The 15,046-nt window shown below is 69.4% G+C and carries 13 protein-coding genes, 1 tRNA gene and 1 pseudogene; 11 read left to right on the top strand and 4 right to left on the bottom strand.

Annotated features, from left to right (window positions below):
- The first annotated feature begins 55 nt into the window (after positions 1 to 55).
- Positions 56 to 589, top strand: a complete 534-nt coding sequence (gene pyrE, locus D474_RS0119925; protein ID WP_017615266.1) for an orotate phosphoribosyltransferase — start codon at positions 56 to 58, stop codon at positions 587 to 589.
- Positions 590 to 631: 42 nt separating this feature from the next.
- On the opposite strand, the gene D474_RS0119930 is transcribed toward pyrE, so the two are convergent.
- Positions 632 to 1,015: a RodZ domain-containing protein gene (locus D474_RS0119930; protein ID WP_017615267.1), complete on the bottom strand. Its 384-nt coding sequence runs from the start codon at positions 1,013 to 1,015 to the stop codon at positions 632 to 634.
- Between the two features lie 291 nt (positions 1,016 to 1,306).
- Between D474_RS0119930 and fbaA the strand changes: the two genes are divergently transcribed.
- The 7 genes and pseudogenes from fbaA to D474_RS0119965 all read left to right on the top strand — a co-directional run bounded on the left by fbaA (position 1,307) and on the right by D474_RS0119965 (position 9,729).
- Positions 1,307 to 2,329, top strand: coding sequence for a class II fructose-bisphosphate aldolase (gene fbaA, locus D474_RS0119935; RefSeq protein WP_017615268.1), 1,023 nt, complete (start codon positions 1,307 to 1,309; stop codon positions 2,327 to 2,329).
- A gap of 96 nt (positions 2,330 to 2,425) precedes the next feature.
- Positions 2,426 to 2,840, top strand: a pseudogene (locus tag D474_RS29430) (DUF3151 domain-containing protein).
- A 191-nt stretch (positions 2,841 to 3,031) separates the two neighbouring features.
- Positions 3,032 to 4,315, top strand: coding sequence for an adenylosuccinate synthase (locus D474_RS0119945; protein WP_017615270.1), 1,284 nt, complete (start codon positions 3,032 to 3,034; stop codon positions 4,313 to 4,315).
- A gap of 52 nt (positions 4,316 to 4,367) precedes the next feature.
- Positions 4,368 to 5,627, top strand: coding sequence for a phosphoribosylamine--glycine ligase (purD, locus tag D474_RS0119950; RefSeq protein WP_017615271.1), 1,260 nt, complete (start codon positions 4,368 to 4,370; stop codon positions 5,625 to 5,627).
- Positions 5,628 to 5,637: 10 nt separating this feature from the next.
- Positions 5,638 to 6,543, top strand: a complete 906-nt coding sequence (locus D474_RS0119955; protein ID WP_017615272.1) for a phosphoribosylaminoimidazolesuccinocarboxamide synthase — start codon at positions 5,638 to 5,640, stop codon at positions 6,541 to 6,543.
- A 375-nt stretch (positions 6,544 to 6,918) separates the two neighbouring features.
- Complete coding sequence (gene murA / locus D474_RS0119960) at positions 6,919 to 8,214, top strand: UDP-N-acetylglucosamine 1-carboxyvinyltransferase (RefSeq protein WP_026118649.1); 1,296 nt, start codon at positions 6,919 to 6,921, stop codon at positions 8,212 to 8,214.
- A gap of 249 nt (positions 8,215 to 8,463) precedes the next feature.
- The gene (locus tag D474_RS0119965) at positions 8,464 to 9,729 is read left to right on the top strand and encodes a hypothetical protein (protein ID WP_017615274.1); all 1,266 of its coding nucleotides are present in this window, start codon (positions 8,464 to 8,466) and stop codon (positions 9,727 to 9,729) included.
- Positions 9,730 to 9,814: 85 nt separating this feature from the next.
- On the opposite strand, the gene hisC is transcribed toward D474_RS0119965, so the two are convergent.
- Positions 9,815 to 10,894, bottom strand: coding sequence for a histidinol-phosphate transaminase (gene hisC, locus D474_RS0119970; RefSeq protein ID WP_026118650.1), 1,080 nt, complete (start codon positions 10,892 to 10,894; stop codon positions 9,815 to 9,817).
- Positions 10,895 to 11,097: 203 nt separating this feature from the next.
- Here hisC and D474_RS0119975 point away from each other — a divergent pair, with 203 nt between their 5' ends.
- Positions 11,098 to 11,757 (top strand): hypothetical protein, encoded by a 660-nt coding sequence (locus D474_RS0119975; protein WP_017615276.1) that lies wholly within the window; start codon positions 11,098 to 11,100, stop codon positions 11,755 to 11,757.
- Positions 11,758 to 11,778: 21 nt separating this feature from the next.
- On the opposite strand, the gene D474_RS0119980 is transcribed toward D474_RS0119975, so the two are convergent.
- A complete protein-coding gene (locus tag D474_RS0119980) occupies positions 11,779 to 12,777 on the bottom strand; it encodes a MauE/DoxX family redox-associated membrane protein (RefSeq protein WP_017615277.1) in 999 nt (332 codons plus the stop codon).
- Positions 12,774 to 13,745, bottom strand: a complete 972-nt coding sequence (locus D474_RS0119985) for a hypothetical protein (protein WP_040704026.1) — start codon at positions 13,743 to 13,745, stop codon at positions 12,774 to 12,776. The genes D474_RS0119980 and D474_RS0119985 overlap by 4 nt, the downstream gene beginning before the upstream one ends.
- Before the next feature lie 230 nt (positions 13,746 to 13,975).
- Between D474_RS0119985 and D474_RS0119990 the strand changes: the two genes are divergently transcribed.
- A complete protein-coding gene (locus D474_RS0119990) occupies positions 13,976 to 14,503 on the top strand; it encodes a SigE family RNA polymerase sigma factor (protein WP_017615279.1) in 528 nt (175 codons plus the stop codon).
- Positions 14,504 to 14,830: 327 nt separating this feature from the next.
- Positions 14,831 to 14,917, top strand: a tRNA-Ser gene (locus D474_RS0119995).
- Positions 14,918 to 15,046 lie beyond the last annotated feature (129 nt).

Below are 15,046 nucleotides of genomic sequence, written 5' to 3' on the forward strand. Positions count from 1 at the left end.
ACGACCTGGGATCCCGGCGTCGTTCCGGGATCTCGGTGTTCTAGGCTCACTCATCATGAGCGAACGTGATGAACTCCTGCGTCAGATCAACGATAAGGCGGTCGTACGCGGGAAGGTGACCCTGTCCTCGGGGCAGGAGGCCGACTACTACGTGGACCTGCGCCGGGTGACCCTGGACGGGGAATCGGCGCCCCTGGTGGGTTCGGTGATGCTGGACAATGTCGCCGACCTGGAATTCGACGCGGTCGGCGGCCTCACGCTGGGCGCCGACCCGGTGGCGACAGCCATGATGCACGCGGCACACGCCCGCGGCCGGAAGCTGGACGCCTTCGTGGTGCGCAAGTCCGGCAAGGCGCACGGGTTGCAGCGGCGCATCGAGGGTCCGGACGTGCGGGGCCGCAGAGTCCTGGCGCTGGAGGACACCTCGACGACAGGGGGCTCGGTGATGACCGCGATCGAGGCGCTGCGCGAGGAAGGCGCCGAGGTCGTCGCCGTGGCGCTGATCCTGGACCGGGGCGCACGTGAGGCGGTCGCTGCGCAGGGTCTGGAGTACCGGTCGGTCTACGGGGTCTCCGACCTGGACGTCTGAGGGGCCCGTCACTGGGGTTCGGGGGTGTTCCGTGGCCCGGGGTCAGCCGTCGATGCTGAAGCTGAACTCCGGGTCGCGGTCGGAGATGTCGCGCTGCTCGCCGTGCACGAAGACCTCCACGGCGGCCGGGTCCTCGACGGTGACCTCGAGCCCGCCCTCGGCGCTCGAGTAGTTCACCGACTGGCCCTGTCTGAGTTCGTAGTCGAGGAGGACGTCGCCGCCGGGCTCCCGGACGTGGACGTTGCTGGATTCCCCGGTCACCTGGATGTAGAGGGCTCCCAGGTTCTCGGGCCGTTCTTCCTCGACGGATGCCTCGGAGGCGTTCGCGTTCACACTGGTCTCGGCCGACGGCAGCGACCGGTAGAAGAAGAACACGCCCAGGCCGACCATGCCGACCAACAGCACGACGGCCACGACGATGGCCATCACCTGACCAACGCCTCGAGGATCGTTCCTATGCCTTCCCACGGCGTCGAATGTAGCGTGTATCACGGCAAAAAGCGACAGCAGTCGACCAGTAGCCCCACCGATCACACAATTCGGTCACATCTTCACAGATCATCCCGCCCCCTGCCCCTTCCGAAAGAACCGCAGGGAACGGACACCCCGCACCTCACGTGAACCCGACAAGGCCGGGCACTTTGGTCTAGACCTTTTCAACGGCTCCGCGGATTCGCGATACTTGGACGACACCGCCGAACCCAGGGAGGCAAAGTCATGCCCATCGCCAGCCCCGACGTCTACGCCGAGATGCTCCAGCGCGCCAAGACCGAGGGTTTCGCCTACCCGGCGATCAACGTGACCTCCAGCCAGACGCTGCACGCCGCCCTGCGCGGCTTCGCGGAGGCCGAGAGCGACGGCATCATCCAGATCTCGACCGGGGGCGCGGAGTTCCTGTCCGGCGCTTCGGTCAAGGACATGGTGACCGGCTCCGTCGCGTTCGCCGAGTTCGCACGTGTGGCCGCCGAGAAGTACTCGGTCAACGTCGCCCTGCACACCGACCACTGCCCCAAGGACAAGCTCGACGGGTTCGTGCGCCCCCTCCTCGACATCTCCAAGGAGCGCGTCGCCAAGGGCCAGGAGCCGCTGTTCCAGTCCCACATGTGGGACGGCTCGGCCGTGGAGCTCGAGGAGAACCTGCAGATCGCCGAGGAGCTCCTGGCCGCGTCCAAGGCCGCCAACACGATCCTGGAGATCGAGGTCGGCGTGGTCGGCGGCGAGGAGGACGGCATCGTCGGCGAGATCAACGAGAAGCTCTACACCACGCCCCAGGACGCACTGCGCACCGCCGAGGTGCTCGGCCTGGGCGAGAAGGGCTACTACATGACCGCACTGACCTTCGGGAACGTGCACGGCTCCTACAAGCCCGGCTTCGTGAAGCTGCGCCCCGAGGTCCTCAAGAACGCCCAGGACGCCGTCGCCGAGAAGCACGGCAGGGCCAAGGCGTTCGACTTCGTCTTCCACGGGGGCTCCGGCTCCACCATGGAAGAGATCCACGAGGCCATCGACTACGGCGTCGTGAAGATGAACGTCGACACCGACACCCAGTACGCCTACACGCGTCCGGTCGTCGACCACATCATGAAGAACTACGACGGCGTGCTGAAGATCGACGGCGAGATCGGCAACAAGAAGGCCTACGACCCCCGCGCCTACGGCAAGGTCGCCGAGGCCGGCATGGCCGCCCGCGTCGTCGAGGCCGCCCAGCACCTCAAGTCCGCAGGCACCAAGCTGCGCTAGACCGCCCTGGGCGATCACGTCCTCCCGACGCCCGGCGGCCGCCCGGCCGCCGGGCGTCCGTGTGTGCGGCTCCGGCCCGGTGGCAGGATGGAAGGCATGAACCTGCACCAGAACCTGCTGAACGAGCCGCCCGAGACGCGCCTGCCCGACGACCCGGAGGCGCGCGAGGCCCTCGAGGCCGCCGACGACCCCACGACGGTCGCCGGCCGCTTCCCCGCCTACTCGGCCGCGTGGGCCCGCCTGGCCGAGCTCGCCCTGGCCGACAACCAGCCGGTCACCGCCTACGCCTACGCGCGGACCGGCTAACACCNGGCTCGACCAGCTGCGCGGCTCCGGGTGGAAGGGCCACGGCCCGATCCCGTGGGACCACGAGCCCAACCGCGGTTTCCTGCGCGCCCTGCACGCCCTCGCCCAGGCCTCCGAGCGGATCGGGGACACCGACGAGGCCGACCGCTGCTCCACGTTCCTGCGCGAGTCCAGCGCCGAGGCCGACAAGGCGCTCAACAGCTGAGACCTCCGCGTGAGCGTGCCACATCCCACGTGCCCTGCGGCAAGAGGCGGACAGACCTCCTCTTAACCGGGAACCGCAGGTCGTGTACGCTCAATACGCAACGGCCCCTGTCGCTGCCTTGCGCCAGGGGTTCATCCATGTTCGGGGCCTGTTGCACCCCGGCTCCGGTGTCGAGCGAAGAGGTAGAACCAATGCCGGCGATCACGCTCGTGGGTGCCCAGTGGGGCGACGAGGGTAAGGGCAAGGCGACAGACCTGGTGGGCGACCAGGTCGATTACGTGGTCCGCTACCAGGGCGGCAACAACGCCGGCCACACGGTGGTCATCGGCGACCAGAAGTACGCCCTGCACCTTCTGCCGTCGGGCATCCTGTCCCCGAACGTCGTCCCGGTCATCGCCAACGGCGTGGTCATCGACCCGGGCGTTCTGCTGGAGGAGCTCAACGGCCTCAAGGAGCGCGGGGTCGACACCTCCAACCTGCTCATCTCCGCGAACGCGCACCTGATCATGCCCTACCACCGGGCCCTCGACAAGGTCAGCGAGCGCTTCCTCGGCAAGGGCCGCATCGGCACCACGGGCCGCGGTATCGGCCCCACCTACGCCGACAAGGTCTCGCGCCAGGGCGTGCGCGTGCAGGACATGTTCGACCCGAAGATCCTGCGCAAGAAGATCGAGCTGGCCCTCAACGACAAGAACCAGCTCCTCACGAAGGTCTACAACCGCCGCGGCCTCGACGCCGAGCCCATCATCGAGGAGTACCTGGCCTACGCCGAGGAGCTGCGTCCCCACGTCGCCGACACCTCGCTGATCCTCAACAAGGCGCTGGACGAGGGCAAGACGGTCTACCTGGAGGGCTCCCAGGGCACGCTGCTGGACATCGACCACGGCACGTACCCGTTCGTGACGTCCTCCTCCCCGACCTCGGGAGGTGCCGCCGCCGGTTCCGGCATCGGCCCCACCCGCATCACCAAGGTCGTGGGCATCCTCAAGGCCTACACGACCCGCGTGGGCTCCGGCCCCTTCCCCACCGAGCTGCTCGGCGAGGAGGGCGAGTGGCTGCGCACCCACGGTGGGGAGTACGGCGTGACCACCGGACGCGATCGCCGTTGCGGCTGGTTCGACGCCCCGATCGCCCGCTACGCGACCCGCGTCAACGGCGTCACCGACTTCTTCCTCACCAAGCTCGACGTGCTCACCGGTCTCGACCGCATCCCGGTGTGCGTGGGCTACGAGGTCGACGGGGTGCACCACGACGACATCCCGATGACCCAGACCGACTTCCACCACGCGACCCCGGTGTACGAGTACCTCGACGGATGGACCGAGGACATCACGGGCGCCCGCGAATTCGACGAACTCCCCAAGAACGCGCAGGCGTACGTGCGTACTCTGGAAGAGATGGCGGGGGCGCCCATTTCCGCCATCGGTGTCGGCCCCGGCCGCGACGAGACGCTCCAGCTGCGTCCTCTCGTCTGAGCCCCGGCCGTCCCCAGTCCGCACCAGTCCCTCCAGCACGAAGAGGCCCCCAGTGAAAGCCCTCGTTCTCGGCGGCGGAGGCCGCGAGCACGCACTCGTCCGAGCCCTGTCCCTGGACCCGGGCATCACCGACCTGCACAGTGCCCCCGGCAACCCGGGCATCTCCGAACTGGCCGAGAACCACGTCATCAACGTGACCGACGGCCTCGCCGTGACCGAACTGGCCGCGCGGATCCGCGCCGAGCTGGTCGTCATCGGGCCGGAGGCGCCGCTGGTGTCGGGGGTGGCCGACGCCCTGCGCGACCGCGGTATCCCGGTGTTCGGCCCCGACCGCGACGCTGCCCGCCTGGAGGGTTCCAAAGCCTTCGCCAAGGAGGTCATGGAAGCCGCGGGCGTGCCCACCGCCAGGGCGCGGGTGTGCCGTAACGCCGGCCAGGTCGCCGAGGCTCTCGACGCCTTCGGCCCGCCCTACGTGGTCAAGGACGACGGCCTGGCCGCGGGCAAGGGCGTCGTGGTCACCGAGGACCGCGCGGCCGCCGAGCTGCACGCCCGCGAGTGCGGTGGCCGGGTGGTCGTGGAGGAGTTCCTCGACGGGCCCGAGGTGTCGCTGTTCGTGCTGAGCGACGGCAAGCACGCGCTCCCGCTGCTGCCCGCCCAGGACTTCAAGCGCGCCCACGACGGAGATCTGGGCCCCAACACCGGCGGCATGGGCGCATACGCCCCGGTGCCGTCGGCCCCGCCCGGGCTCACCGACGAGGTGATGGGCTCGGTCGTTCGTCCCACGCTCGTGGAGATGAACCGCCGCGGCGCCCGCTACCAGGGGCTGCTGTACGTGGGGCTGGCCCTGACGTCGAAGGGCCCGCGTGTGGTCGAGTTCAACGCGCGCTTCGGCGACCCGGAGACGCAGGTGATCCTGGACCGCCTGTCCACTCCGGTCGGCGCGGTCCTCCAGGCCACCGACACCGCCGGGCTCGGCGCGATCGGTTCGCTCAACTGGAAGCCGGGTGCGGCCGTGACCGTGGTGGTCGCAGCCGAGAACTATCCGGGCGCCCCGGTCAAGGGCGACCTCGTGCACGGCCTGCACGCCGCCAACGCGCTCGAGGGCGCCTACGTGCTGCACGCGGGCACGTCCTGGGCGCCCGACGGCGGGGTGAAGTCCAACGGCGGCCGCGTCCTGAACGTGGTGGGCACCGGCGCGGACCTGCGCCAGGCCCGCGACCGAGCCTATGAGGCGGCCTCGCGCATCGAGCTGCGCGGGTCGTTCCACCGCACCGACATCGCCGAACGCGCCGCCGCAGAGCTGCAGGACTGAAGGGGGCACCATGAGCGGTTTCGTGGTCAGACCGGAGCCCGTCCGGGTCGAGGGCCTCACACATCTGCACACCGGCAAGGTGCGCGACCTCTATTCCACCTCTGACGGCCTCCTGGTCATGGTGGCCAGTGACCGCATCTCGGCCTACGACTGGGTGCTTCCCACCGAGATCCCCGGCAAGGGGCGCATCCTGACGCAACTGTCACTGTGGTGGTTCGAACGCTTGGGCGACCTGGTTCCGAACCATGTGGTCTCCGACGTCCCTCCCGAGGGTGCACCCGCCGACTGGGCGGGCCGCACCCTGGTGTGCAGACCCCTGGAGATGGTGCCGGTCGAGTGTGTGGCCCGGGGACACCTGGCAGGCTCCGGTCTGGCCGAGTACCGGGACGACGGCACAGTGTGCGGGGTCCCGCTCCCGGACGGACTCACCGACGGGTCCCTGCTGCCCGCACCTGTCTTCACGCCCGCGGTCAAGGCCGAGGTGGGCGAGCACGACGAGAACGTCTCCTTCGACGCCGTGGCGTCCGTGCACGGAACGGCCCTGGCCTCGGAGCTGCGCGACATCACGCTGCGCCTGTACGAACGGGGCCGGGAGATCGCCGCGGACCGCGGTGTGATCCTCGCCGACACCAAGTTCGAGTTCGGCCGCGGCCAGGACGGTTCCCTGGTGCTGGGCGACGAGGTCCTGACCCCCGACTCCTCGCGCTACTGGCCGGCCGACGAGTGGGTGCCGGGCAAGCCGCAGCCCTCCTTCGACAAGCAGGTCCTGCGCGACTGGCTCACCTCGGACGCCTCCGGCTGGGACCGCGCGTCGGAGACCCCGCCGCCCGCGCTGCCCGACCACGTGGTGGAGCGCACTCTGGACCGCTACACCGAGATCCACCGGCGGTTGACCGGCGAAGCACCCTCTCTGTGAGCCGTCTTGGGTCAGTGATTCAGCGCACGAGGGCGCCGTTTCACTTTCGAGACCGCGTATGGTGGTGTGCGTCGTGCGCGCCGACCCCCGGTCGGCAGCCACGCGTTCGGCATCCCTGGTCTTTCCCGTCAGACGAATACCACTTTGAGCGTTTGCCGGGACTCTATCCGCGTTCCGCGGGTATACCACGTTCTGGGTCTGTCACACGCGATCCGTTGCTATAGGGTCATCGTGAGTCACCGGCTCACTGGCCGCGCAGGTCAAGCGCAAGATGGTCGCAACGTTCCAGGGGAAACCCGCGTCTCAACGGACATAGGCGAAACCCGACGAGGGTGGACCTTTCACCACATCTGCCTGACGAAGGAGCACATGAGCATGGGCCAGGAGGTTCGTTACCGCGTCCGCGGCGGGCGCCCCCTCAGCGGAACAGCGTTCATCCAAGGCGCGAAGAACGCCGTCCTGCCGATGATCGGGGCCGCGCTCCTCGCGGCCAAGGGTCGCACCGTGCTGCGGAACGTCCCCGTCATCGAGGACGTCTACCGCGCCCTGGAGCTCGCTGAGCACATCGGCGCCAAGGTGGCTTTCCACGAGGAGGAGCGCACCGTCGTCATCGACGCGTCGCAGCTCAACGATCCCGAGCGCGCTGTCCTTCCGGCGGACATCGCGGCCAAGTTCCGAGGCTCCGTCCTCTTCGTCCCCGCGCTGATGCACCGCACCGGCTCGGCCCGTATCGAGGGTGTGGGCGGCTGCAACCTCGGCAGCCGCAACCTGGACTTCCACTACCGCGGCTTCGCCCGTCTGGGCGCCGAAGTGACCGAGGACGCCGAGCGCAACCACATCAACGTGGAGGCCTCCAACCTCCGCGGTGGCCGCCTCTACCTCGACACCCCGTCGCACACGGGTACCGAGAACCTCCTCATGGCGGCCGTGCTCGCTCCGGGCACCACCGTCATCGAGCACGCGGCCCTGGAGCCCGAGGTCCTCGACGTCATCGACTTCCTCACCGCCATGGGCGCGAAGATCAGCGGCGGCGGCACCGGCCTCATCACCGTCGAGGGTGTCGACGAGCTCACCGCTGTCGAGCACACGATCATGTCCGACCGCATCGACGCCGGTGTGTTCGCCATGACCGTGGCCGCCACCGGTGGCGATGTCAGCCTTGTCGGCGCGCACCTGGACCACCTGGGTGTGGCCCGCTGGAAACTCGAGCAGATGGGCGTGGGCTTCTCCCAGGAGGGCGCGGTCCTGCACGTTCAGCGCGACCCGTCCGTGCCGCTGCGCCCGATCAACGCAGTCACGTCGCCGTTCCCCGGCTTCGCCACGGACCTCCAGTCGCCGCTGATGGCCCTGGCCACGATGGCCGACGGTGAGAGTTACATCCACGAGGCGATCTACGACGGCCGGTTCGCCCTGGCCGACGAGCTCAACAAGATGGGCGCCAAGATCGAGGTCGAGGGCACCCGCGCGATCGTGCACGGCTTGAGCGAGCTGCGCGGTGCCGAGGTCATAGCACACGACCTCCGCACCGGTGCGGCCCTGGTCCTCGCCGGACTGGTCGCCGAAGGTGAGACAATCGTTGCGCCCGGTTATCTGGTGGACCGCGGCCACGCCCAGTTCGCGACACGCCTGGCCGCTCTCGGAGCGGACGTGGAGCGCGTGAACGTCTCCTAGGTCGTAAGCGCAGATCAAGCCGGGGTGGGAGGTCCCCTCCCACCCGGGCTTTCGGCGTTGTTGTGGAAAACGATCTTCCTGGGCCCCGCACAATGGGTACGATCTCGGCAATCATGCCGTGACAGAGATCGGGTCGGGAAAACCAGTGGGCGCACATAGTGAAGAGCGTGGAATGGTAGCGGGGAGCAGCCCGAGGTGAGTGCCCAGCGTACTGGCGATTTGACGATCGGCGTCATAGGACCCCATGAGGTGGTCGAGCGCGTCATGCTCATGGGTCCGGGGTCCACGGGACCCCTCAACGCCAGACTCATCGCCGCCGCGTACCGAGACGAGCAAGAGGCGACGGACAAGGTCGTCAGGCTGGGTTCGGCGATCGACGCGTACCTGTTCGCCAGCCCTGTGCCGTACGAGTTCGCACGGAAGGCCGGCGTCCTGACGATGCCGGCGACCTTCGTGCCGCTCGGCGGAGCCAGCCTGCACGAGGCCCTGCTCCGAGCGACCTTGGACGACCGCTTCGACCCGACCAGAGCCAGCCTCGACGTGCTCGGTCGCGCGGACGTGGTCGAGGCCTACTCCGAGGTCGATCTACCGGTCGACGGCATCCACGTCCACGAGGAACTCACCAACACCGCGCAGCTGACCTCGTTCCACGAGGGGCTGTGGCGCCGTAAGGCCACGAAGATGGCGATCACGTGCGTGCGCGGGGTCGCCGAGCGCCTGGAGGCCATCGGTGTGCCGGTGATCCGTCTGCGTCCCACCAACGCCGGTGTGCGCAGCGCCCTGCAGACCGCTGGTCTGTTGGGAGCGCACCACCGCCTGGAGGAGGCCCAGCTCGGGGTGGTCGTGGTCGACGTGCCCACGCTGCGCGACTCCTCCCGGCGTTCGACCCCGCGTTACTGGCGCGAGGAGCTGCGCCTGTCGCTGCACCGCCTGCTGCTGCAGGAGGCGCACCGCATCAACGCGACCGCACACCGGTTGGACGACCACTCGTTCATGATCACGGCGACCCGTGGTTCCTTGGTGACGGCGACCGAGGGTTTCCGCCAGCCGCCGTTCGTCGAACGCATCAAGGCCGAGCTGGGGATCGCGATCGAGGTCGGTATCGGCATGGGCCGCACCACCCAGGACGCCGAGACCCACGCACGAGCCGCCCTGAACCGCGCTCAGGCGTCGCGTCAGAGCTTCGCAGTGGACCGCGAGGGGCGTTCCCTGGTCCCGGCCCAGCGCGCGCCCGCACGGCAGTCCTCGGAGCCGCTGCGCACAAAGGGCCGCGAAACCCTGATGCGGTTGTCGGAGAAGATCGCCGAGGAGGACGGACCGCTCGTCGTGGATGCCGAGAACGCCGGACGCATGCTCGGGGTCACCTCGCGCACCGCCCGGCGTCTGTTGCGCACGCTGGTGGAGGAGGGCCTCGCCTGGCCCCTGCCGCCCAACCGCACGTTGCAGCCGGGGCGTCCGCGCCAGCTGTACCGGCTGATCATCGAGAAGCTGGACAAGGACGCGGCGGGCAAGTAGCCGGCCGCTCCCGGCCACACACGTAGGGGGTGCCTCCCGAGCGGAGGCACCCCCTCTGTCGTCCGGGACGTCTGCGTCCGGTCCCTCAGCGCCGCTTGGGGTACTGGGTGGCCACGGACAGCAGGATGTCGTTCTCCTCCGGCGTTCCGATGCTGACGCGGGCGCCCTCGCCGTCGAAGGGGCGCACGGAGACGCCGACCTCGGCGCACGCCGCGGCGAAGTCGAGGGTGTCGCCGTCCAGCCGCAGCCAGACGAAGTTGGCCTCGGTCGGAGGCACGGTCCATCCGGCGTCGAGGAGGGCGTCGCGCACTCGGTCGCGTTCCTTGACGGTGGCGGCCACACGCTCCAGGAGCTCGTCCTCGGCAGCGAGAGAGGCCACGCCTGCGGCCTGGGCGAGATGGTTGACCGCGAACGGGACCAGGGTCTTGCCGACGGCGGCGGCGACGTGCGGGTGTGCGACGAGGAAGCCCAGGCGGACCGCGGCCAGGCCGTAGGCCTTGGAGAAGGTGCGCAGGACCGCCACGTTGGGCCGGTCGCGGTAGAGATCGAGACCATCGGGCACGGAGGGGTCGCGGACGTACTCGCGGTAGGCCTCGTCGAGGACGACCAGGACGTGGTCGGGCACGCGGTCGAGGAAGGCGGCGAGCTCTTCCTCGCCCACGGTGGTGCCGGTGGGGTTGTTCGGGTTGCAGACCAGGACCATACGGGTCCGCTCGGTGATCGCCTCGGCCATGGCGTCGAGGTCGTGGGTCTCGCCCCGCAGGGGAACCCTGACGGAGGCCACACCGGAGAGCTCTGCGAGCAGCGGGTAGGCCTCGAAGGAGCGCCAGGCGTAGACGAGTTCCGCGCCGGGTTCGCCGACGGCCTCGAGGAGCTGCTGGAGCAGGCCGACCGATCCGGCGCCCAGCGCAAGGTGGTCCTCGGGGACACCCAGGCGCCCGGCCAGGGCCGAGGTGAGTTCAGCTGCCCCGGGGTCGGGATACCGGTTGAGCTCGGCGGAGGCGCGCGTTATGGCCTCGCGTACCGACGGGAGCGGGCCGTGGGGGCTCTCGTTGGAGGACAGTTTGATCGAGCGCCCGTCAGGACCGACGACCTTCTTCCCGGGCTTGTAAGCCGGGATGCTCTCCAATACGGACCGCAGATATGGCGGTTTCGACTCCGACACCTTCGTCCTTCCTCAATACTTTGTGCTAACCCCGAATCACGCTGAGCGACTGGGGTCGGTCACCGCTCCCAGCGGCAATATTGCACAGACGAGGAGATAACACCATGCGTTCACGTCATCGCCCCCCACACTCCCACCAGGTCGACGCTGGTCACAAGGGACACCGTGTAGACATCCGGTCATCCGCCCAGCAACCGCGAGGGGTGCACGCGGCGGCCGCTGCGGTCCTGGCTCTGGGGCTCACCGCGTGCGGCGGCGGGGGTGCCGAGGAACAGGGTTCCGCCGAAGAACTGCACGAGGCCCAGCTCCTGCAGTTCCAGGACGTCACCCAGGTGGCGGACGGGGGTGAGGCCGGTACCTACTCCGAACTGACCACCGTCCAGTACAGCGCGGAGGTCCGGGACGCCACCGAACTCGACAAACCCGAGTGCGTCGACGCCACCAACCGCTGGTCCGGCCTCGACACGGTCCAGGACGCCCCGACCTCCGTGGCCAACTACGAGTGGGAGGAGGGGGCTGTCTCCAGCATGCTGCTGCAGATGGACCCCGAGCAGGCCTCCGACGCACTGGCGGAAGAGCCTCCGGCGGAGTGCGGGCAGTACACCGCCACCTACGAGGACGGCACGAGCTCCGACTACAGCATCGACGACCTCGACGTGCAGGGCCAGGGAGACGAGTCGCGCGCCCACGCGATCGAGGTCGAGTCCGAGGGCGAGACGAGCACCATGCTCAGCCTGCTGTACCGCAACGGCGACGTGCTCGGCACGACCACCGTGATGGGGGAGGGCGACCTCGCAGGTTACGAAGAGATGCTGGTCGGCTTCACCGAAGCCGCCGTCGAGCGGCAGAACCAGACCCTCTAGCGAGGTGTGCCCTCCCCGTACTCAGACCGGCCGGCCCGTGTCCAGGTCCGTCCAGGGCTCGCCGGACCGGTTCTCCACGGCCTCATGCAGCGTGCGCTCGGCCTTGGCGTCGTCGCGGAGCGCCGCCTCCTCGCGTGCAGCACGGCGTGGGGCCGGGAGTTTGCGGGGCGGGCCGGGCAGGGGCCGTTTCGAGACGGCCCCGTAGGTGGCCACCACGTCCTGGCTCTCGCGGTCCACGACGGATGCGCGCACCGCGGTGCGGCGCTTGCCGCCCGAGCGGACCGCGAAGACGACGTCGACCCTGCGTCCGTACCGCAGGCCGTCGTAGCGCAGGAACCTCCAGCAGCCGTACCGCCACTGGTCCTCCGGCTCCTCGGTCAGGAGCACGTGCCGGGTGGTCCGCCACACCTGGCTCCGGAACAGGCGGCGCCGCGCCCGGCGGCCCGGGTGGCGGCGCAGCTCGCACGGTTCCTTGCGCAGGTACCGCGCGGCCAGGCCGCGCAGCTCGGGGCTGAGCGCGGCGAGCACGAGGAGTTGCAGGCCCAGGACGGCTGCGTGGGTCCAGGTGAACGAGGCCGCCACCTCCCACCCCGCGGGGGCCAGGCCGATCGTGGCCGCGGCTCCCGCGGCGAGCACGCCCGCCCGGGTGAGAGTACGCCACCCGACGGGTTCACGGCTGAGTCCGCCGAGGCACCCGCACCCGGCCTCCGGGTCACGGCGGCGCACGAGCAGGAGCACCGCCACGGCCCCGGCGAACAGGGCCACGGTCAGGGCCCGGGCGGTCTCGCCCAGGACACCGCTGTACAAGACGAGACCGACCGCCAGGACCGCTTCCAGCAGACCGACGGCAGCAGTGGCCGGGGTCCTCAACCTTTCGGGCAGCAGGACGCCGAGTCCGCCCCCTGATCGGCCCGGCACGAGTTTGGCGGCGGCCCCGAGGAACAGCAGCACCGCCAGGAGCGGCAGCTGGACCTCCCTGACGGCCTCGATGATCTGGTTCAGCTCGGCGGGCATGCTCATCCCTCCCCGCTCGCTACGGTCACGGTGGCGTTGAAGCATCCTTCCTCCGGGCGCCCGCCGAGGGCGACGAAGGAAGCCAGCGTGAGGGAGGCGACGCGCCCTGCGCCCTGGCCCCCGCAAGCCGGGCACAGGTCGCACAGCCAGCTGTCGGCCGCGGCGCAACCGAGAATCTCCAGCACGCCCGTCTCGCGGGTGCAATCGTTGCGCAGGGTCATACGCGCACCCACCGACACCTGGGGCAGAGGCACACACGGGGTACGAGCGTCGCACCCCGCTGAATGGCTGTCCCGGTCCAGTGCGGGGTAGGCCGCACCGGTGGCCAGAGCCCGCGGGTCGAGGTGGGTGGCACGGCCCCAAGCCGGGTCGTACCAGGTCGCGATGCCGTTGAGTGTGTCCGTGTGCGTGCGCACCGGCGGTCGGCGCGGCGTGGAGCGCAACGGGTACGGCGGCTGGGTGGTGGCCGGGCGGGCCGCCCAGATGTCCCCGTCGCGCCACACCCCGACGGCGTCGAACACGTAGCCGGGTTCCAGCCGCGGGTGCCGGACGGAGATACGTCCGGAGGTTCGGTAGGGCAGCACCACGTTCCGGTGCGGTTTCCCGTGCCCGGGGTCGATCTCGACCGACTCCCCCTGCCGGGAGACGATCACACCCGTGGCCCGGGCCAACCGGGCCCAGACCCGTTCGGCCACCAGGCGCCCGTCGTGGGAACAGCGCACCACGACGTCGTCACCCACCCTCAGGTCCTCGGGACCGACCTCTCCGCCGCGCCAGAACGTGGTGATGCGTTCGAACAGGAACCGTTCCTCACCGCGTTCGGTGGCCAGGCACAGCATGTAGGAGGTCACGCCGACCACCACACCGCGTGCCACACGGGTCCCGAGCGGCGTGGGCACGGGTGCCGTGTCGGGGCCGAGCACAGCGGCCGTGAACCGCGCCCGGTCCGCTCCGCTCTCGGTCGTCACTGACATGTCGCTTGCGCCCCCCTGTAGCCCGACTCGTCCTCCGTGCCCATTCTGCCGACGTGGCCCGCCGAGCTCCGGTTACACGCCGCTACGCACCGGTTCGTGTCGATGCAGTGGACTGCTCCGACGGCGATTTGCGATCACATGGAGTGCCAATTCCCGAGCTTTTGCTCACCCTGTGTGACAGTGAAGAGAAGAAACAGGACAGAAAGAACATAACGTCACGGAGAGGGTCGGTGAGCGCCGTGGCGGGTACCGCCCAGAGCCCCAGGTTCGAAGACTTCAGCGGATACGTGGCCGAACGCGGGCCGGCACTCCTGCGCATGGCCCGCAACCTCACCAACAGCCACGCGGACGCCGAGGACCTACTGCAGGCGGCCCTGGTCAAGACCTTCTTGTCCTGGGACCGCATCACCAACCCGCGGGCTCTGGACGGCTACGTGCGGCGGGCGATGGTCAACACCCAGATCTCCGAGTGGCGCCGCAGCCGACTGGACGTCTACCCCACCGACGAGATCCCCGAGCAGCGGGTGGACGACCCCACGTGGCGCAGCGACCTCGCCGACGTCGTGGCACGCTCCGTGGACCGCCTCCCCGAGAGACAGCGCGCCACCGTGGTACTGCGCTTCTACGACGACCTCACCGAGGCCCAGATCGCCGAACGCCTCGGCGTCACCCTCGGGACGGTCAAGAGCACACTCTCCCGCGCCACCGAGAAGCTCCGCCACGACGCCGACCTCATCATCGAGCGCACGACCAGTTGAGCCCCCGGACGCAGGGCCCACGCAACCGGGCCGGCGACCACGGCCTTGACGTGACCGACGGGGGCTCACCCAGGGCCAGGCGCGGAGGCACGTTCGCACCCGGAGCTCCCCCGACGCCATTGCGCTGCGCAAACGCAGAAACCGAAGGCCCGCACAGCGGAATTCGCGCGCATTCTCTCCCGACCGCATTGGCCTGACACAACGGGCACGACATCGCGTTACGGACACGAGCGACGACCCGGACCGTGACCCGCACCACAGGGCCGCCCCGACCAGGACAACCGTTTTGCGCGCCCCCTCGGCGACCTGTAGGCTGGTCCGCATCCAGGAGGATTCGCCTAGAGGCCTAGGGCGCCGCACTGCTAATGCGGTTGGGGGGCAACCCCCTCATGGGTTCAAATCCCATATCCTCCGCGCTCTGGCCTGGGGCTTCTCGCATCACGGAAGTGAGAGGAGCCCCAGGCCTCTTCATGTTCAGGACCCTACTGACACAGCATCCGTGTCAGTCCCGCACGCCAGCCAGCTACAGGGCCCACGGCCTGG

The organism is Nocardiopsis salina YIM 90010 (assembly GCF_000341025.1).
Classification (GTDB): domain Bacteria; phylum Actinomycetota; class Actinomycetes; order Streptosporangiales; family Streptosporangiaceae; genus Nocardiopsis; species Nocardiopsis salina.

Bases quoted from the DNA above. Each gene is read 5' to 3' on its own strand.
- fbaA (WP_017615268.1), top strand. From the start codon at position 1,307: ATGCCCATCGCCAGCCCCGACGTCTACGCCGAGATGCTCCAGCGCGCC.
- D474_RS0119980 (WP_017615277.1), bottom strand. From the start codon at position 12,777: ATGAGCATGCCCGCCGAGCTGAACCAGATCATCGAGGCCGTCAGGGAG.
- D474_RS0119955 (WP_017615272.1), top strand. From the start codon at position 5,638: ATGAGCGGTTTCGTGGTCAGACCGGAGCCCGTCCGGGTCGAGGGCCTC.
- D474_RS0119945 (WP_017615270.1), top strand. From the start codon at position 3,032: ATGCCGGCGATCACGCTCGTGGGTGCCCAGTGGGGCGACGAGGGTAAG.
- D474_RS0119985 (WP_040704026.1), bottom strand. From the start codon at position 13,745: ATGTCAGTGACGACCGAGAGCGGAGCGGACCGGGCGCGGTTCACGGCC.
- pyrE (WP_017615266.1), top strand. From the start codon at position 56: ATGAGCGAACGTGATGAACTCCTGCGTCAGATCAACGATAAGGCGGTC.
- murA (WP_026118649.1), top strand. From the start codon at position 6,919: ATGGGCCAGGAGGTTCGTTACCGCGTCCGCGGCGGGCGCCCCCTCAGC.
- D474_RS0119930 (WP_017615267.1), bottom strand. From the start codon at position 1,015: ATGGCCATCGTCGTGGCCGTCGTGCTGTTGGTCGGCATGGTCGGCCTG.